This is a genomic window from Glycomyces sp. NPDC050141 (genome assembly GCF_055586545.1).
This window is the reverse complement of sequence record NZ_JBVJHZ010000016.1, coordinates 20,494-37,731: the sequence shown is the minus strand read 5'-3', so window position 1 is coordinate 37,731 and position 17,238 is coordinate 20,494. Positions and strand designations below refer to the sequence as shown.

Here is a 17,238-nt window from a genome sequence, read left to right as displayed (position 1 = left end):
ATGCGGCGAGCGGAAACGGTGCCCGGCGGCGGGCCGGTGCGGGCCCCCCGCACGGGTCGGCCGACGTTGGAGGAGGTCGCCGAGCGGGCGGGCGTGTCGCGCGCGACGGTCTCGCGGGTCGTCAACGGGCAGACCACGGTCGCCGAGGACCTGCGGCTTGCCGTCGAGGCGGCGGCGTCCGAGCTCGGGTACGTGCCGCATGCCGCCGCCCGGTCGCTGGTGACCCACCGGACCGATTCGGTGGCGCTGATCCTGCCGGAGTCGCCGAACCGGGTCTTCTCGGACGACCAGTTCTTCCCGAGCGTCATCCGCGGCGTGGCCGCCGAGCTCGACGCGGCAGGGAAGCTCCTGGTGCTGCTGACGACCGGTTCGGCGGAGGCGCGGTCGCGGGCCGAGCGGTACGCGGTGGGCGGGCACGTCGACGGCGTCATGTTCGCTTCACTGCACGACGCGGACCTGCTGCCCGAGCTGATGCTGCGGCGCGGCGTGCCGGTGGTGTGCAACGGGCTGCCGCACCTGGCCGCGCCGTGCATCGACGTCGACCATGTCGGCGGGGTGAAGGCCGCGGTGGAGTTCCTGCTCGCCAAGGGCCGCAGGAGGATCGCGACCGTGGCGGGCCCGCAGGACATGGTGGCGGGGCGGGCGCGCCTGGACGGGTACCGGCAGGCGCTCGCGGCCGCGGACCGGCGCGCGATCGTCGCGGTCGGCGATTTCACGGCCGAGTCCGGGCACGCCGCGATGCGGCAGCTCCTGGCGGACGAGCCGGACCTGGACGCGGTGTTCGTGGCCTCAGACCTCATGGCGCACGGCGCGCTGCAGGCGCTGCGGGAGGCGGGCCGGAGCGTGCCCGGGGACGTGGCTGTCGTCGGCTTCGACGACATCGCGCTGGCGACGTACTGCGATCCGCCGCTGACGACCGTGCGGCAGCCCATCGCGGAGATCGGCCGCACTATGGCCCGGACCATGCTGCGGCTCTTGGAGGGCCGTGACGTCGAGCCGCTGACGATCCTCCCCACGGAACTGGTGGTCCGCGAGTCCGCATAGCGGAACCCGACTCGGGGACGGGCAGGCCCGGCCGAAACGGATCGCGGCGGAATGTCGGTGGCGCATGGTCCACTTGGAGCATGGAGGTCGCACTCGTGCACGGTCGCGGCGGGGAGGGGTGGACGATGCCCCTTCCTGGCGGTGCCGTCACCTACCACCGCGACCTGGCCGCGGCGGTCAACGCGATCGAGGCCGATGGGTGGCGCGGCACCGCCCCGGAAGCCTCCGCGGACGCTCCCGAACCGGCAGCGTTCGAACGGGCACCGTCCGGCGCGGCCGGACCGGATCGCTCCGGCCCCATCCGAGACGAGCCCGGCCGGGCCGGATTCGCGGCCGACCGCCCGGAAGCGCCCCGGTGGGTCCTGGCCGACACCGCCCACGACTACCCGCCGCTGCTGGCGGCCGGGGCCCGCCTCGACCGGTGCCGCGACCTCCGGCTCGCCGAGCGCATCCTCTCCCGCGTCGAAGGGCACGAGCCGCCCGCCGTCGCCACCGAGTCCGACCCCGATGCGGGGACGCTCTTCGAGCGCGAACCCGAACCGGTCGACGGCCCCGCGATCCTCATCCGGCTCCAGGCGACCTGGCTCGACCAGCGCCGCCGCACCGCCGCGGCGGGCATTCCAGGCCTCGGCACGCTGCTCGCGGCCGAGTCCGCCGGGGCGCTCGTGGCCGCCGAGATGGGCCGCGCCGGCGTCCCCTTCGACCGCGGCGTGCACGACCGGCTCCTGCGCGACCTGCTCGGGCCGCGCCCCACGAAGGGCATGCGCCCCAGGAAACTCCAGGCGCTGGCGGACAAGGTGGTCGACGCGTTCGGGCACCAGCTCAACCCCGATTCGACGAAGCAGGTCCTGGCGGCCTTCCACGCGGCCGGCCTCGACGTGAAGAACACGCACTCATGGGAGCTGTCGTCGGTCGACCATCCGGCGGTCGAGGCGCTCAAGGTCTACCGCGAGCACGCCCGCGTGTGGACGGCGTTCGGCTGGAACTGGGCCGACACCTGGGTCTCGCCGCCGGGAGCGCCCGGTGCCGCGGCCGATCCGGCGCTGGCCGACCGGGGCCGGTTCCGGCCCGTGTACATGGTGGGCGGGGCCGATACCGGCCGTTGGGGCACTGACGGCGGCGGCGCGCTGCAGCTCCCCCACGCCGTGCGGGAGGCGATCCGGGCCGAGCCGGGCTGGAAGCTCGTCGCCGCCGATGCCGCGCAGCTCGAGCCGCGGCTCCTCGCGGCCATCAGCGGCGACCAGGCGATGATCGCGGCGACGGCCGCCGACGACCTGTACACCGAGTTGGCGCCGCGCCTGGGCGGCGAGCGGTCGAAGGCCAAGATCGCGCTGATCTCCGCAATGTACGGCGGGACCGCGGGCGATGCGGCGCAGCTCGTCCAACTCATGCGCGACCGGTTCCCGGCGGCGTTCGACCGGGTCGAGTCGGCGGCGCGCATCGGCGAGAAGGGCGGGCTGGTCCGCACCTGGCTCGGCAGGACCGTCCCGGCCCCGGGCGAACGCTGGTGGCAGACCCTCAACTCCGAGGACGGCACGCGGGCCGCGACCGGCCGCGGGCGCTTCACGCGGAACTTCATCGTGCAGGGCACCGCCGCCGAGTGGGCCCTGGTCCTCCTCGCGCTGCTGCGGCGCGAACTCCACGAGCGCGACCTCGGCGAGCTCGTGTTCTTCCTCCACGACGAGGTCGTGGTCCACTGCCCGGCCGAGCACGCCGAGGCCGTCGGCACCGTCATCGAACAGGCCGCCGACGCCGCCACGAAGACCCTCTTCGGCGACATGCCCGTGCGCATCCCGCTGCGGCCCAAGGCCGTGGACAGCTACTCGGAAGCGAAATAGCGAACCGCCCCCGATCGGCCAGGCCCGCGCTCTGCCGCACATCACTGTCGTACCCGTGTGTCAGGGTATTTCCGGGGGTTCTCCGTATCGGTAATATATGACACGTGACGTGTTATCCGCCAAATTCCCGGCGGTGCACCCCCGGCGCCGGCTCGAAAGTCGTAGTACTCGGGTACCACTCACGTCCCTGAAGTTCGCTCTTGAAACCGATGAAGCGCCCCTTCGCGAGCCGTAGCGTTCTGGGCATGATCGAGATCGAGCACTTGACGAAGCGCTACGGCAAGAAGACCGCCGTGGACGATCTGACGTTCGCCGTCAAACCCGGCGTCGTCACCGGCTTCCTCGGCCCCAACGGCGCCGGGAAGTCCACCACGATGCGCGCCATCGTGGGCCTGGACGCCCCGACGAGCGGCCTCGCCCGGGTCAACGGGAAGCACTACTCCGAGTTCCGCTCGCCGCTCACCGAGGTCGGCGCGCTCCTGGAAGCCAAGTCCGTCCACGCCGGACGCAGCGCCTACAAGCACCTCCTGGCCCTGGCCCGCACCCACGGCATCCCGAAGCGCCGCGTCACCGAGGTCATCGACCTCGTCGGCCTCCACGAGGTCGCGGGCAAGCGCGTCGGCGGCTTCAGCCTCGGCATGGGCCAGCGCCTGGGGATCGCCGTGGCGCTCCTCGGGGACCCGGCCGTGCTGATCCTGGACGAGCCGGTCAACGGCCTCGACCCGGACGGCGTGAAGTGGATCCGCCTGCTGCTCAAGGGCCTCGCGGCCGAGGGCCGGACGGTGTTCCTGTCCTCGCACCTGATGAGCGAGCTGGCGCAGACCGCCGAGCACCTGGTCGTGATCGGGCAGGGCAGGCTCCTGGCCGACACCACTGTGGACGCGTTCGTGTCCGGTAACGGGCAGTCGCGCGTGCGGGTGGTCTCGCCCGACGCGGCGCGGCTGGCCGAGCACCTGGCCGGGCCCGGGATCACCGTGGCGAGCCCGGAGCGCGGGGTCCTGGAAGTGACCGGGACCGAGGCCGCCGTCGTCGGCCAGACCGCGGCCGCGCACGGCCTGGTGCTGCACGAGCTGCGCACCGACCGCGGGTCCCTTGAGGACGCGTTCATGCAGTTGACCGCCGACGCGGTCGAGTACCGCCAGACCAGTGAAGGGGCGAACCGATGACCGCCGCTGTGATGACCGACCGCCCAGCGGCCTACACGCCGCCGGCGCAGTACAAGCTCTCCGCGGCGGGCCTGCTCCGTTCGGAGTGGACGAAGCTGTGGTCGCTGCGCTCGACCTGGATCGTGCTGCTGTGCGCGGTCGTGTTCAGCGCCGGACTGGGCGCGCTGATCGCGTCGAGCGTGCCTGAGGACCAGGCCGTCGGCGGTGCCGGTGCGGCCGTTGACTTCTCGATGGCGGGCATCTCGCTCGCGTCGGTGTTCGTGGCGGTGCTGGGCATCCTCACGGTGACCGGCGAGTACTCGACGGGGTCGATCCGCTCGACGATGTCGGCCGCGCCGAAGCGCCTCTCGGTGCTGTGGTCGAAGGCCGCCGTCTACGGTGCCGTGGTCGCGGTCCTGTTCGGCGCCATGGTGTTCGTGACGTTCTTCCTGACGCAGGCGCTCTTCTCGGGCACGGGCCTGGGCGGGGTGTCGCTCGGCGACGAGGGCGTGCTGCGGGCGCTCCTGGGGTATGCGGCGATGATCGTGTACCTGGCGCTGCTGGCGCTGGGCATCGGTTCGATCCTGCGCAACTCGGCCGGTTCGATCGGGTTCTACATCGGCGTGATCATGATCCTGCCGCAGCTGGCCACGCTGCTGCCGTGGAACTGGGTGAGCGACGTGACGCCGTACGCGCCGGGCAACGTGCCCAACACGATCCTGATGGTCGACCCGGCGGGGGCGAACCTCTCGGTCGGCGAGTCCTGGCTGTGGATGGGCATCTGGCTCGTCGTCACGTACGGGCTGGCGGGCGTGCTGCTCAAGCGCCGCGACGTGTGAGCATGTGTTCGTGGCAGAAGCCGTGAATGTTCCCCGCAAACGCGGGATGTGGCAGCGGATGCTGGAGTTCGACTCCCGGCATCCGCTGCTGTGGAATCTGTTCCCTATCTTCCTGTTCGTACTCCCCGCTTGCGCGGGGACGCTGGCCGCCGCTATCGGCGAGTTCGAGCCGGAGCGTCCGCTGCTGCAGCTCGTCCTGGTGGCGATGTTCTTGGTGCCGACGATCTGGCGGCGCCGGTACCCGTTCGCGGTGCTGCTGAGCCAGTGCGTGCCGCTGGCGGTCACGATCCCGCTGGGGTACACGGGCGACGAGAACGCGGGGTTCGTGAACGCGGCCGCGGGGCTGGCGTTCACGTTCGTGCTCTACAACCTGGTAGTGCGGCGCCCGCTCAAACTGCTGTGGTGGGCGGGGCTGGTCTCGCTGGTGCCGTCGCTGATCGACTGGCTGGTCAACGAGGACCTGTCGGTCCTGGGCTTCCTGGGGTTCTTCGCGCCGACGGCGATGTACTTCGGGTTCATCGTGGCGATCGGCATGCTGATGCGCACGCGCCGGGAGTTCCAGCATTCGGAGCGCGACCAGGCGGCGCAGCAGGCGGTGACGGAGGAGCGCAACCGGATCGCCCGGGAGATGCACGACATCATCGGGCACAACCTGGCGGTGATCAACGCGCTCGCCGACGGCGGCGCGTACGCGGCGACGGCCGCGCCGGAGAAGGCGAAGGAGGCCCTGGAGGCGATCGGGCGGACGAGCAGGGAGGCGCTGGGCGAGCTGCGGCGGGTGCTGTCAGTGCTGAAGGCCGAGGAGGGCGATGACCTGGAGTTGGCGCCGCAGCCCGGTTTGGCCGAACTGGACGCGCTCATCGAGCGGGTCCGGGAGGCGGGCCTGCCGGTGACGGTGACCGTGACTGGCGAGCCGCTGGCGTTGTCGGAGAACCAGCAGCTGGCGGTGTACCGGACCGTGCAGGAGTCGCTGACGAACGTGTTCAAGCACGCCCGGGGTGTCAAGCGCGCCAGGGTCGCTCTGGAGTACCGGGATTCGGGGCTGTTCGTGACCGTGCAGAACTCGGGTAACCGGGTGGACGAGGCCGGTACCGCCCGTGGTCTGGCAGGCTTGTCGGAGCGGGCGGCGGCGTTCGGCGGCACGATGGTCGCCGGACCCGAAGCGCTCGGCGGCTGGCGGGTCGCCTTGTGGCTGCCCCGGGACGGAGAGGAGCGCCGGTGACCACGTTGCTGATCGTGGACGATCATCCCTTGCAGCGCATGGGGTTTCGGATGCTGGTGGAGAGCCAGTCGGATCTCGTGGTGCTCGGGGAGGCCGACAACGGGGCCGATGCGGTGCGGCGGGCGACCGAGCTGGGGCCTGACGTGGTGCTCATGGACGTGCGCATGCCTGGCGTCGACGGGATCGAGGCGACGCGGCGGATCATCGCGGCGGGCGGGCGCAGCCGGGTGCTGGTGCTGACCACCTTCGACCTCGACGAGTACGCGTATGCGGCGCTGCGGGCGGGCGCGAGCGGGTTCCTGGTGAAGGACGCGCAGCCGGAGGAGCTGCTCGCTGGTATCCGCGTGGTGGCCGCCGGGGACGCGGTGGTCGCGCCGAAGCTGACGCGGCGGCTGCTCGACCGGTTCGCCGACCAGTTCCCCGTCGACGGCGAAGGCGGCGCCCCTGCGACGGCCGAACGGCTCGAGGTGCTGACGGAGCGGGAGAAGGAGGTGCTGACGGCGATCGGGCGGGGTTGGAACAACACCGAGATCGCCGAGCGGTTCCACCTGGCCGAGTCCACGGTGAAGACGCACGTGGGCCGCATCCTCGCGAAGATCGGCGCCCGCGACCGGGTGCAGGCGGTCATCTTTGCCTACAACACCGGTCTCGTGAGCCCCGACGGGAACTGAGGCAAGGCCGACCGGTCCGGTCTCGATCCGGCCAGTGGCATGTCACATGTCATGCGGCATTAGCCGAAGGGCCGTATCAGTCGAGACGACTGTGCCATGTCACATGTCACGCGTTACCTGTGCCGTAGACCGCTTGCGGCCGTTCAGCGGCGGGTGAAGGCCAGGAGGTCGCATTCGGACTCCACCGGGCGCGGCGTGGTCTCGGCGCCGGCGTCGCCTTCAAGCGCAGCGAGTCCGTCCCGGTACTCCTCGTCGGTGAGGTGCTCGTACACCGACAGGGCCCGCATCCGCTGCCGGCCCGCGTACTCGGCGAGGCTGTCGGCGGAGCGGTGGTGGACCTCGGTGAGCCCGGCATACGCGAACCCGGCCCCGGCGAACACCTCGACAGTCTCCTCGGAAGAGGGGAACACCTCGGCGTCGATGTCGCGCGTGCGCGGGAAGTACCGGTAGAGCAGCAGGTCCTTGAGCCGGTCCGAGAGCGTGGTCGCCATGAGCAGCCGCGACCCGGGCGTGAGGACCCGCGCCAGCTCCCGTGCCGCAGCGGGCCGGTCGGGAACGTGGTGCCAGACGAGGAACATCAGCGCCAGGTCGGCGCTCGCGTCGTCGAGCGGCAGGTCCGCCGCGTGGCCCGGCACGTACGAGACGAGCGGGTGCGAGGACTCGACATGCGCGACCTCCCGCATCCGTGCCGAGGGCTCGACGCCGATCACATCGGCCCCGAACTCGTCGGCCAGCGCGGGCGTGAACCGTCCGGTCCCGGAGCCGACGTCGAGGACCGTGCCGATGCGGCGGTTCCCGGCGTGTTCGCGGAAGGCCCGGAGCCAGGTGCGGCGGCTCGACGGGAGGAGCCTGCGGCCCTTGGCGTATCCGGCGTGCTGTGTGCGGTCGTAGTCGACGCGTTTGAGTCCCACCTTGTCCCCCAGCCTGTGTCAGCTTGCGTTGCTATGTCGCGGTGGGCACCCAGTACCGGAGTTTCCCGTCGCGCTGGTCTTCGAGTACCCCGCCGTTGGCTTCGATGGCCTTGCGGGAGCCGGTGTTCTCGGCGTCGCAGGTGACGAGGGCCTTGTCGACGCCGAGTGCGGCAGCGTAGGGCAGGACGGCGGCGAGCATGGCGGTGGCGTGGCCGCGCCTGCGGGCGGTGGGCCGGACGTCGTAGCCGATGTGGCCGCCGATCTCGCTGAGGTTCTGGTTGAGGCGGTGGCGGAGGTTGATGCGGCCGAGGTAGGTGTCGCCTTCGGCCCACCAGTAGGTGGTGGAGGGGACGAACCAGGCGGGCGGGTCGGTGGCGAGGCGGCGCTCGAAGTCGAGGGCGCGTTCGGTCCACTGGTCGGTGCCGTCGGGGTGGCCGGTCTCGCGGAGGAGGTCGCCGAGGAGGGAGCGGTCTGAGGGCCCGCCGCGGCCTTCGGCGATGAACTCGCGGACGCCCTCGGCGTACGAGGGGCCGAGGCGCGCAGTGGGGAGGATCAATTCGGGCACGGTGTCGACGCTAGGTGAGGGACCGGTTTCGCGCAACCGTTATCCGGGGCGGTGGCGGGCTCACGGCGCGATGTTCGAATCCTTCGTGAGAGTTAGCGTGGCCGTCATGTTCCGTTGGTAGCGTGACGGTCCATTGACTCGAGGAGGGTACGCATGGGCGATTCGGTGCTGACGGCTTCGGTGCTGCTGTTCGACATGGACGGGACGCTGGTCGATTCGACGGCGTCGGTGGAGCGGGCGTGGGGGCGGTTCGCGGAGCGGCACGGCCTGGAGGCTTCGGCGATTCTGGCGGTGGCGCACGGACGTCCGACGATCGAGGTGGTCGCGGAGTTCGCGCCGCACGGTGTGGACGTGGTCGCGGAGACCGACCGGATCGAGGCGGAGGAGATCGACCGGACGGACGGGATCAGCGAGATTCCGGGGGCGGCGGCGCTGCTGGGCGGCCTGGACCGGGACCGGTGGGCGGTGGTGACGTCGGCGACGCGGGCGCTGACGGTGCGTCGGCTTGCGGCCGTGGGGATTCCGCTGCCGAAGATCCTGGTGGCGGCGGACGATGTGACGAAGGGGAAGCCGCATCCGCAGCCGTACATGCTGGCGGCCAAGGCGCTCGGGTTCGACGCGGTGGACGCGGTGGTGTTCGAGGACGCGCCTGCGGGTCTGGCGTCGGCGAGGGCCGCGGGCGCGGCCGCTGTGGTGGTGGGCGACTACAAGGGCGAGGAGGCGGAGGGGCTGCCGCGTATTTCCGACATGCTCGCGGTCTCGGTGTCGCCCAACGGTTCCGGCATGCAGGTGACTTTGGCCTGACTCCTGCCTGGTTGCGGCTGGCTCCGCGGTTCCCTTCCCGCGCTTACTGTCAGCTATCCGACAGTGCCGTGTCCGTCCGGTTCGTTCCTCGTTCTTTCGGGTGACTTCCCCGATCTGGAAAGAGGAATCAATGCCAGGAGAGTTCCACGAGATCCTCGTGAAGCTGATCCAGGACGAGCCTGCTTCGGTGCCCTGGATGCTGGGTCTCGCAGGAGGACCGCAGGGTGCCCGGTGCGTGAGCGCGGAGACGCGTTCGGGCGCGGTCGGCTCCGCCGGGCCGACTGAGCGCCGGGCCGACGGGGTCGTCCAGCTCAAGTTCGCCGACGGGTCCGAGGCGATCGTCATCTGCGAGGTGCAGAACGAATGGAGCGAGGACAAGTACTTCCGTCTCCCGGGGTATATGGCCCGCGCGTTCGAGGATCACCGCCTCCCGGTCGTGCTGCTCATGGTGTGCCGCAACAACTCGCTGGCGAGGCGGTTCCGCCGCGGTATCGAGATCGGCCCCGGCAGCACCGCTGCGGTCCTGACGGCAGGTCCCTCCGATTTCCCCGAGCTCGGCTCGGACGACAGGCCGCCGAGCGCCGCGGCGGCGGTAGCGTGCGCGGTCCTGCGGAAGCAGCCCAAGGACATCCCGAACCCGCTGTTCATCTCGACACTCGACCAATGGCTCGGTACCATCGAGCCAGGTAGAGCCGCCGATTATGCGAAGTATCTGCTGACGACCCTGGCCAAGGAGCCCGCGACATTGCTGGAGGCACTCATGAAGACCGAATCCCGTCTGTACCACTCCGAGTACACCGAGACGCTTCTCGACAAGGGCGCGCTCAAGCACGCCCGGGCGACGCTCCTCATGATGCTCGAGGCCGAGGGCCCGGTGAGTGCTGAACGGCGCGATGTGATCGAGTCCTGTACCGACCTGCCTCAGCTCGACAGTTGGATCGCCGAGCGGTTCAAGCTGGCTGGCAGCTGACGCTCCCCGCGACTCCACGTCGAAAGCCGGTCCGCGTTCGCGGACCGGCTTCGGCGTTTCCGGGCCTAGACGGGCTGGGCGGCGTCCATGCTGGCGAGCCGGGCCGCGCGCAGGCGTCCGGCGAGGTCGCGGGTGGGGCCGCCGCGCAGGAGGAGGACGAGCCACGGGTCGTCGTCCATCTTGGCGGCGCTGACGAGGGCGAGCGCCATGATGTGGGCGCACACCTCGCGGGCGTCGGCGCACGGGCAGCTGGCGGTGATGCGGTTGTGGTCCTCGGTGACGAACTTCTTGGGCAGCAGGCGCATCCCGGTCTCGGCGAGCACGTCGTCGATCCGCTTGGGCAGCCGCCCGGCGAGCAGTCCGGCCACGCACGAGGGCGAGAGGGACAGCGCGGTCATCCCGGCGGCCCAGGCGGACGCGTTGTAGACGGGGATGCGGATCTCGGTGTCGAAGGTGCCGGTGGTGTCGGCGACGCGGCCCGAGACGACGCCCGGGTCGATCGACATGCCGGTGACGGCGCCGTGCCCGGCGAGGGCGCGGCCCTTGACGATGCGCTGGTCGGGGTAGTTCAGGCCGATGGTCTCGAGGGCGCGCCACCATTTGCGGCCCCACCAGGTCCGTCCGTACGGGTCGCTCACAGGTGGCCTCCGGCGTCGTCGAGTTCGATGAGCTTGCGCAGCTGGGAGTCGTCGAGGTCGCCAAGCCAGTCCTCGCCGTTGCCGACGACGGCGTCGGCGATGGCGCGTTTGCGCTGCAGGAGCTCGTCGACGCGTTCTTCGAGGGACCCGGCGGTGACGAGCTTGTGGACGTGCACGGTGCGGGTCTGGCCGATGCGGTGCGCCCGGTCGGTGGCCTGGTCCTCGACGGCCGGGTTCCACCAGCGGTCGTAGTGGACGACGTGGGAGGCGCCGGTGAGGTTGAGGCCGGTGCCGCCCGCGCGGAGGGACACCAGGAGGATCGCGGGGCCCTCGCCGGTCTGGAACTCGTCGACGAGCCGGTCGCGGGCGGGCTGGTCGAGGCCGCCGTGCAGGAACGGCGCGGCGACGCCGAGTTCGGCGTGGAGGTGGCGGGACAGGAGCTCCCCCATCTGCCGGTACTGGGTGAAGATGAGGGTCTTGTCGCCTTCGTCGACGACTTCGGCGAGCATCTCGGTGACCCGGTCGAGCTTCCCGGAGCGTTCGGCGAGCCCGCCGTCGCCGACCCCGACGTACTGGGCGGGGTGGTTGCAGATCTGCTTGAGGCGGGTCAGGAGCTTGAGGACGCGGCCGCGGCGGGTGATGCCGTCCCCGAGGCCCTCGTCGAAGGCCTCGCGGATGGCCTCCTTGTACAGCCCGGCCTGCTCGTCGGTCATGGTGCAGGCGACGACCGCCTCGATCTTCGGCGGCAGGTCGGCGGCGACGTCCTCTTTCATGCGGCGCAGCACGACCGGGTCGATGCGGGCGCGCAGGGTGGCGGCCGAGACGGGGTCGCGGCCGATCTCGATGGGGTCGGCGAAGCGGCGTTTGAAGTCGGTCTGGCCGCCGAGGAGGCCGGGGTTGACGAACTCGGAGATCGACCACAGCTCGGAGAGGTGGTTCTCGACGGGCGTGCCGGTGAGGGCGACCCGGACGCGGCCGGTGAGGTCGCGGACGGCCCCGGCCGTGCGGGAGCGGTGGTTCTTGATGGCCTGGGCCTCGTCGATGACGATGGTGTCGAACGCGATCTGGCGCAGCAGCTTGATGTCGCGCAACGCGATCGAGTACGAGGTGACGACGACGTCGGCCTCGGTGAGCGGCGCGCGGTCCTTCGTGCGGGCCGGGCCGTGGTGGAGGTGGACGCTCAGCTGGGACGCGAAGCGGGCGATCTCCCGCTGCCAGTTGCCGACCAGCGAGGTCGGGCAGACCACGAGGTGCGGGGCGTTCCCGGCGCGGCGCACCAGCAGCCCGATCGACTGGAGGGTCTTGCCCAGGCCCATGTCGTCGGCGAGGATGACGCCCGCGCCGCCTTCGGCCGCGGCCTCGAGCCAGGCGATGCCGTGGGACTGGTATTTGCGCAGGTCGGCGTTGACGCGGACCTCGCCGGGGTCGGAGTGCTGGGCGGTGATGAGCCGCAGGTTGAGCCCGGAGTCGGAGCGCAGCAGCTCGGTGAAGGACTCGACGAACGCGCCGACGAGGGCCTTCGCGGTCCACACGTGCCCTTCGGAGTGCGGCACGGCGTGGCCTTCGGCAGGCAGTTCCCCGGCGATGCGGTCGAGGTCGTCGAACTTGTCGTCGTCGACCGCGTTCGCGATGCGCGCCCAGATCGCGACCGACTCGGTGATGTCCGGGCGGGAGGCGATCCGCGTCAGCGCGGGAAGGACCGGCCGCACCGGCATGGCCACGCCCTCGACCTCGTAGAGCTCGCCTTCGAGGTACAGCTCGGCGTCCACCAGGTCCCCGGGCGGGAGCCCGAGCTCGGCCACCGCGGCCCCCGGGTGCTCGCCGCCGAAGAAGAGCAGCCGCCCGTCGGCCGGGGAGGCGTGGTCGGGCAGGAAGGTGGCGTGCAATTCGCTGGGTGGCAACGAGGCTCCTACGGGTCAACGGCAGACGTGCCATTTTGCCACAAGCGCGGCCCCGAACCCAAACGCGCGGTCCCGGGGCGACGCCTGGGAACCGGTGAAACCGCAGCTCGAGGGTTACCCGGCGGATCGGGGGTGTGCGCATGCAGACGAACGCTTGCGCTGACGCGGACCGGCCTATCGGCGCGCCCGGCCGGAGGTAAGGGAACGGGGCGGGACCGATCTGAGCCGCCCTGGGCCGCGATCACGCGGCCCGGGCGCCTTCGGGCGGTCCCGCCCCGTCAACCCCAGAGCAAAGTCCGCGCGGAGGCCGCGACGGGCCGGACGCTCGCGCGCCGTGCCGCGTCCCTCCACATTGAGGTCCACTCGACCTCCTTCGGCAGGAAGGAGGTGGAAACGTGTAGAAGTTAGCGGTAATTTCGAACACTGTCAATACCGGTGTCCAGGTTGCGGACGGGCTCAGCGCAGGGGGCAGCGCATCGCCAGATCGAGCGCGGCGTCCTCTCGGAACGCCGCCTGGGCGTCCTCGAGGGCTCCAGGATCGTCCGGGGGCGCGTCGGCGACGAGCTCCTGGGCCCGGAGCGCGAAGCCCGCCGTGAGGGCCTTGAGGTTGGGGTCCTCGATCTCGGTGCCGATCGCGTCGAGCTGGTCGAGCACGCCGTCCACGCTGCCGGGCTCGGCGTTGACGGCCAGGTCGAGGGCCTGCCACGCGTTCTCGCAGTCGGCGGCGAACTGCTGGGTGTCGCGGTCGAGGTCCTGGTAGCCGGGGTCGGTCCTGTCCGCTCCGCCGAGGCACTCGGCGAGCATCCACAACAGGATGAGCACCCCGATCGTCCACGCGAAGAGCTTCACCAGACGCAGGTCGGTCATGTCCGGCTCCAAGGTGAGAGGCCTGTGTCACACAGTCTACGCGGGCAAGGGCGTCGGACGCGGGACGCGACCCGCGGCGCGGGCGGCGCCCGCCCCGGTGAGGTATGCGTTTTCCAATCGGTAGGCTGAAGGCACCTCTCACCGACCCCGCACGCGCGGACACGAACGGAGCCGCATGGACGTCCTGTGCCTGGGCGAATCGATGATCGTCCTCGCCCCCGCCGCCGCCGAACCCCTCCGCGGCGCCGCCGACCTCCACATGGGCGTCGCCGGAGCCGAATCCAACGTCGCCGTCGCCCTCGCCCGGCTCGGCGCCGACGCCGCCTGGTGCGGCAGGCTCGGCGACGACCCGCTCGGCCAGCGCGTCCGCGACGTCCTCGACGAAGCGGGCGTCGACTGCCGCCACGTCCGCACCGACCCCGACCGGCCCACAGGCGTCTACTTCAAGGACCCCGGGCCCGAAGGCACCCGCGTCCACTACTACCGGCGCGGCTCAGCGGCCTCGGCCATGGGCCCGGGGTACCTCGACGGCGTCGCGGCGCCGCGCCTGCTGCACCTCTCGGGCATCACCCCGGTCCTGTCGGACTCGTGCGCCGCGCTCGTCGACGAACTCCTCGTGGAACGCGCGCTCGCGCCCGCGCTGGTGAGCTTCGACGTGAACTACCGGCCCGCGCTGTGGCCGGTGAGCGAGGCCGGGCCGGCGCTCAGGCGCCTGGCCGACGCCGCCGACATCGCGTTCGTCGGGCTCGACGAGGCCCAGACGCTGTGGGGCGCGGGCACCGCCGAGGACGTGCGCGCGCTCCTGCCGGGCGCGGGCGTGCTCGTCGTCAAGGACGGCGGGAAGGGCGTCACCGCGTTCGAGGGCGGCGAGAGCCGGTACTCCCCCGCCGAGCCGGTCGAGGTGGTCGAGCCGGTCGGCGCGGGGGACGCGTTCGCCGCCGGGTTCCTTTACGGCCGCTTGCAGGGCGCCTCGCTGGAGGCGTCGATGCGGCTGGGCCACCGGCTCGCGGCCGGGGCCCTCCAGACCGTCGGGGACCTCGCGCCCCCGCCGCCAGCCGAGACCGTCCGAGCCATCCTGGAGGACCAGTGACCTTTGATCAAGGCGAGTACTTCGACCATCTCTTCGCCGGGCAGCGCGTCATGGCGATCTGGCGGGGCCTGCCCGCCGAGGAGACCGTGCAGCTCTCCGAGCGGGTGTGGGAGGCCGGTTTCGACCTGGTCGAGGTCCCGATCGGGAAGCCCGGCCAGGAGGAGGCGCTGGCCGCGGCGGTGAAGGCGGCGGCCCCCGGCGGGCGCGCGGTCGGCGCGGGCACCGTGGTCTCGGCCGGCCATGTGGAGCGGGCGGCCGCGGCGGGCGCGGCCTACACGATCGCGCCGGGCCTGAACCCGGCGGTGCTGGAGGCCTCGCACGCGGCCGGGCTGCCGCACCTGCCGGGTGTGGCGACGGCCAGCGAGGTCGGTCTCGCGCGGGACCTGGGCTGCACGTGGGTGAAGGTCTTCCCGGCCTCGACGCTCGGCCCGGACTGGTTCAAGGCGATGCACGGGCCGTTCCCGGAGATGAAGTTCGTGGCGACCGGCGGGGTCGGGCCCGACGAGATCGACCGGTACCTGCGGGCCGGGGCGTCGGTCATCGGCATGGGTTCGGCGCTGGCCGATCCGGCGAACCTGGCGAAGCTCGTGGGCTGAGCGGCCCTTCCGTATAGGACGATGGCGCGTGACATGTGACATGTCACGCGCCATTGGTCGTTGTCGGCGGGCTTAGAGCTTGCCGAGGAGGGAGACCACCGGGTAGCCGTCGAGGCGGTCGCGGCCGGAGAGGGAGGCGATCTCCAGGAGCGCGGCGCAGGCGGCGACGCTGCCGCCGAGGCCTTCGACGAGGCGCACGCCTGCGGCCATGGACTCGCCGGTGGCGATGACGTCGTCGACGAGGAGGACGCGGTCGCCTGCGCGGACGGCGTCGGCGTGCATCTCGACGCGGACTTCGGCGTACTCGCCGCGGTAGGACTCGACGGCGGCGGCGCGCGGGAGCTTCCCGGCCTTGCGGATCGGGATGAGCGGGGTGCCGGTGCGGTCGGCGAGCGGGGCGGCCCAGAGGAAGCCCCGGGCGTCGAACGCGGCGATCGCGTCGTACGGGTGGGCCGCGCAGGCCTCCAGGAGCCGGTCGACCGAGACGCGGAAGGCGGCCGGGGCGGCGAGCAGGGGCGTGATGTCGCGGAAGCCGACCCCCGGCTCGGGGAAGTCGGGGACGACGGGCACGTATTCGGTCAGATCCACAGCGGCAAGGTTAGCCGGTCCCGGGGCGCGCGGGTGCCGCTGCGGCGGCACAGTGGCATATCACGCGTCACGTACCGCGAAGCCCCCGGCCGATTCCGGCCGGGGGCTTCGCCTCCGCGTTGTGCAACGTCAGGAAGGGCGTCTTAGGCGGGGACGCCCTGGCGCGCCTGGACGGCGTTTACCACGAGGTTCTGCTGGGCCTGGATGTAACAGAGGTTGGTGCCGGCGACGAAGCACAGCAGGGTGGCCACGCCGGTGTTGAAGGTCGGGGCCAGACCGGCGGCCTGCTGCTCGGCCTTGATCGAGGCGCACAGCTTGAACCAGTTGATGATCGGCACGATGTACAGCGTGATGAAGCCGAACAGCATCCACACCACGAGGCTGGAGCCGCTGACGTTTCCGGGGTTGTTCGGGTTGACGGCCTTGATCTGGGTGGCGGTCTTGGCGTACCAGAACAGGCCGTAGATGCCGAAGCTGACGAGGGTGAGGATCCACACGCCGAACGGGGACCGGATCTTCAGTTCTTCCACTGGGGATGACTCCTTGTACAAAGGGGACGGGCGCGGTCGAAGCGCACGGCTGCGGGCGGGACCCGCAGCCGGTTGGGCTCGCTGACCGAAGTGCAGCTCACATTAGCAGTTGCGATTGTCGTGTTAGGAACGAGGGCGACCCTTGCCGTCAGCCCTTTAGTCCGGTTTGCGCCACTCCCTGCACCAGGAACCGCTGCAGGAACAGGAAGACGAACAGCAAGGGCAGCATCGCGACGAGCGCGGCGAGGAACAGCTGCGAGAGGCTCACGGTCTGCGCCGTCAGGAACGTCGACAGCGCCACCTGCACCGTCCACGACTCCGGCGACCGCCCGATCACCAAGGGCCACAGGAACGAGTTCCAGGAGCCGACGAAGGTGATGACGGCGATCGCGGCCAGGAAGTTCCCGGAGTTGGGGATCACGATGCGCCAGAACGAACCCCAGTACCCGAGCCCGTCGACCCGGGCCGCCTCCTCCAGCTCCCGGGGGAAGCTCAGGAAGTACTGGCGGCACAGGAACGCCACGAACCCGTTGAAGAGCGTCGGGATGATCAGGCCCCGCAGGTCCGAGATCCAGCCGAGGCTGGAGACCATCACGAAGCTCGGCACGAACGTGATCGCGCCGGGGATCATCAGCGTCGCCAGGACGACGTAGAACACCTTGTTCGCGTGGCGGTAGGGGATGCGGGCGAGCCCGTACCCGGCTGTGGCGCAGAGGAACAGCGTGCCGAGCGTCGTCAGGGTCGCCACCAGCGCCGAGTTCAGCAGCGCGCGGGCCATCGGCACCGACGGGTCGGAGAACAGCTTCTCGATGTTCTCCCAGGCCGGCGCGACGGGGAACCACATCCAGCCGGGCGCGGTGATCTCGGCGTCCGTCGACAGGGCGTTGCGCAGGATCAGGTAGAACGGGATGAGGAACAGCACGGCCAGGACGCTGAGCGCGAGGAAGTTCACCGTGCCCCCGCCCCTGGAGCCGAAGCCCCGCTTGCGGCCCGCGGGGCGCTTGGTCTCAATGGTCATG

18 protein-coding genes are annotated in these 17,238 nt (G+C 71.2%); 10 read left to right on the top strand and 8 right to left on the bottom strand.

Annotation, left to right across the window (positions count from 1 at the left end):
- From ACZ60M_RS11950 to ACZ60M_RS11925, 6 genes are all read left to right on the top strand, one after another.
- The gene (locus tag ACZ60M_RS11950) at positions 1-1,044 is read left to right on the top strand and encodes a LacI family DNA-binding transcriptional regulator (RefSeq protein WP_465417301.1); all 1,044 of its coding nucleotides are present in this window, start codon (positions 1-3) and stop codon (positions 1,042-1,044) included.
- A gap of 80 nt (positions 1,045-1,124) precedes the next feature.
- Positions 1,125-2,882, top strand: a complete 1,758-nt coding sequence (locus tag ACZ60M_RS11945; RefSeq protein WP_465417299.1) for a bifunctional 3'-5' exonuclease/DNA polymerase — start codon at positions 1,125-1,127, stop codon at positions 2,880-2,882.
- Positions 2,883-3,127: 245 nt separating this feature from the next.
- The gene (locus tag ACZ60M_RS11940; protein WP_465417298.1) at positions 3,128-4,048 is read left to right on the top strand and encodes an ABC transporter ATP-binding protein; all 921 of its coding nucleotides are present in this window, start codon (positions 3,128-3,130) and stop codon (positions 4,046-4,048) included.
- Entirely contained in the window at positions 4,045-4,866 is an 822-nt protein-coding gene (locus tag ACZ60M_RS11935; protein WP_465417296.1) for an ABC transporter permease, read from the top strand. Before ACZ60M_RS11940 ends, ACZ60M_RS11935 begins: the two co-directional genes overlap by 4 nt.
- Before the next feature lie 10 nt (positions 4,867-4,876).
- Positions 4,877-6,088, top strand: coding sequence for a sensor histidine kinase (locus ACZ60M_RS11930; RefSeq protein WP_465417294.1), 1,212 nt, complete (start codon positions 4,877-4,879; stop codon positions 6,086-6,088).
- Positions 6,085-6,759 carry a response regulator gene (locus ACZ60M_RS11925; protein ID WP_465417292.1) on the top strand — a complete coding sequence of 225 codons (675 nt, stop codon included), beginning with the start codon at positions 6,085-6,087 and terminating at the stop codon, positions 6,757-6,759. The genes ACZ60M_RS11930 and ACZ60M_RS11925 overlap by 4 nt, the downstream gene beginning before the upstream one ends.
- 143 nt (positions 6,760-6,902) lie before the next feature.
- Here ACZ60M_RS11925 and ACZ60M_RS11920 read toward each other — a convergent pair whose 3' ends face one another.
- Positions 6,903-7,670, bottom strand: a complete 768-nt coding sequence (locus tag ACZ60M_RS11920) for a class I SAM-dependent methyltransferase (RefSeq protein ID WP_465417290.1) — start codon at positions 7,668-7,670, stop codon at positions 6,903-6,905.
- A 31-nt stretch (positions 7,671-7,701) separates the two neighbouring features.
- The gene (locus tag ACZ60M_RS11915; protein ID WP_465417289.1) at positions 7,702-8,235 is read right to left on the bottom strand and encodes a GNAT family N-acetyltransferase; all 534 of its coding nucleotides are present in this window, start codon (positions 8,233-8,235) and stop codon (positions 7,702-7,704) included.
- Positions 8,236-8,388: 153 nt separating this feature from the next.
- Here ACZ60M_RS11915 and ACZ60M_RS11910 point away from each other — a divergent pair, with 153 nt between their 5' ends.
- Both ACZ60M_RS11910 and ACZ60M_RS11905 read left to right on the top strand, forming a co-directional pair.
- Positions 8,389-9,039 (top strand): HAD-IA family hydrolase, encoded by a 651-nt coding sequence (locus ACZ60M_RS11910; protein ID WP_465417287.1) that lies wholly within the window; start codon positions 8,389-8,391, stop codon positions 9,037-9,039.
- Between the two features lie 130 nt (positions 9,040-9,169).
- A complete protein-coding gene (locus ACZ60M_RS11905) occupies positions 9,170-10,009 on the top strand; it encodes a hypothetical protein (RefSeq protein WP_465417285.1) in 840 nt (279 codons plus the stop codon).
- Positions 10,010-10,074: 65 nt separating this feature from the next.
- On the opposite strand, the gene ACZ60M_RS11900 is transcribed toward ACZ60M_RS11905, so the two are convergent.
- From ACZ60M_RS11900 to ACZ60M_RS11890, 3 genes are all read right to left on the bottom strand, one after another.
- On the bottom strand, positions 10,075-10,647 hold the full coding sequence (locus ACZ60M_RS11900; protein WP_465417283.1) for an SWIM zinc finger family protein: 573 nt from the start codon (positions 10,645-10,647) through the stop codon (positions 10,075-10,077).
- Positions 10,644-12,548: a DEAD/DEAH box helicase gene (locus tag ACZ60M_RS11895; protein ID WP_465417281.1), complete on the bottom strand. Its 1,905-nt coding sequence runs from the start codon at positions 12,546-12,548 to the stop codon at positions 10,644-10,646. Before ACZ60M_RS11895 ends, ACZ60M_RS11900 begins: the two co-directional genes overlap by 4 nt.
- A gap of 456 nt (positions 12,549-13,004) precedes the next feature.
- Positions 13,005-13,415, bottom strand: coding sequence for a hypothetical protein (locus tag ACZ60M_RS11890; RefSeq protein ID WP_465417279.1), 411 nt, complete (start codon positions 13,413-13,415; stop codon positions 13,005-13,007).
- 175 nt (positions 13,416-13,590) lie between these two features.
- On the opposite strand from ACZ60M_RS11890, the gene ACZ60M_RS11885 reads away from it, so the two are divergent.
- Entirely contained in the window at positions 13,591-14,505 is a 915-nt protein-coding gene (locus tag ACZ60M_RS11885) for a sugar kinase (protein WP_465417278.1), read from the top strand.
- Positions 14,502-15,101, top strand: a complete 600-nt coding sequence (locus ACZ60M_RS11880; protein ID WP_465417277.1) for a bifunctional 4-hydroxy-2-oxoglutarate aldolase/2-dehydro-3-deoxy-phosphogluconate aldolase — start codon at positions 14,502-14,504, stop codon at positions 15,099-15,101. The genes ACZ60M_RS11885 and ACZ60M_RS11880 overlap by 4 nt, the downstream gene beginning before the upstream one ends.
- Before the next feature lie 72 nt (positions 15,102-15,173).
- Here ACZ60M_RS11880 and ACZ60M_RS11875 read toward each other — a convergent pair whose 3' ends face one another.
- The 3 genes from ACZ60M_RS11875 to ACZ60M_RS11865 all read right to left on the bottom strand — a co-directional run bounded on the left by ACZ60M_RS11875 (position 15,174) and on the right by ACZ60M_RS11865 (position 17,237).
- Positions 15,174-15,689 carry an adenine phosphoribosyltransferase gene (locus ACZ60M_RS11875; protein ID WP_465417275.1) on the bottom strand — a complete coding sequence of 172 codons (516 nt, stop codon included), beginning with the start codon at positions 15,687-15,689 and terminating at the stop codon, positions 15,174-15,176.
- Between the two features lie 143 nt (positions 15,690-15,832).
- Positions 15,833-16,219 carry a DUF4234 domain-containing protein gene (locus tag ACZ60M_RS11870; RefSeq protein WP_465417274.1) on the bottom strand — a complete coding sequence of 129 codons (387 nt, stop codon included), beginning with the start codon at positions 16,217-16,219 and terminating at the stop codon, positions 15,833-15,835.
- A 148-nt stretch (positions 16,220-16,367) separates the two neighbouring features.
- On the bottom strand, positions 16,368-17,237 hold the full coding sequence (locus tag ACZ60M_RS11865; RefSeq protein ID WP_465417272.1) for a carbohydrate ABC transporter permease: 870 nt from the start codon (positions 17,235-17,237) through the stop codon (positions 16,368-16,370).
- Position 17,238 lies beyond the last annotated feature (1 nt).

Coding starts and splice junctions, on each gene's coding strand:
- ACZ60M_RS11940 (WP_465417298.1), top strand. CDS start 3,128: ATGATCGAGATCGAGCACTTGACGAAGCGCTACGGCAAGAAGACCGCC.
- ACZ60M_RS11890 (WP_465417279.1), bottom strand. CDS start 13,415: ATGACCGACCTGCGTCTGGTGAAGCTCTTCGCGTGGACGATCGGGGTG.
- ACZ60M_RS11905 (WP_465417285.1), top strand. CDS start 9,170: ATGCCAGGAGAGTTCCACGAGATCCTCGTGAAGCTGATCCAGGACGAG.
- ACZ60M_RS11950 (WP_465417301.1), top strand. CDS start 1: ATGCGGCGAGCGGAAACGGTGCCCGGCGGCGGGCCGGTGCGGGCCCCC.
- ACZ60M_RS11935 (WP_465417296.1), top strand. CDS start 4,045: ATGACCGCCGCTGTGATGACCGACCGCCCAGCGGCCTACACGCCGCCG.
- ACZ60M_RS11865 (WP_465417272.1), bottom strand. CDS start 17,237: ATGACCATTGAGACCAAGCGCCCCGCGGGCCGCAAGCGGGGCTTCGGC.
- ACZ60M_RS11885 (WP_465417278.1), top strand. CDS start 13,591: ATGGACGTCCTGTGCCTGGGCGAATCGATGATCGTCCTCGCCCCCGCC.
- ACZ60M_RS11910 (WP_465417287.1), top strand. CDS start 8,389: ATGGGCGATTCGGTGCTGACGGCTTCGGTGCTGCTGTTCGACATGGAC.
- ACZ60M_RS11945 (WP_465417299.1), top strand. CDS start 1,125: ATGGAGGTCGCACTCGTGCACGGTCGCGGCGGGGAGGGGTGGACGATG.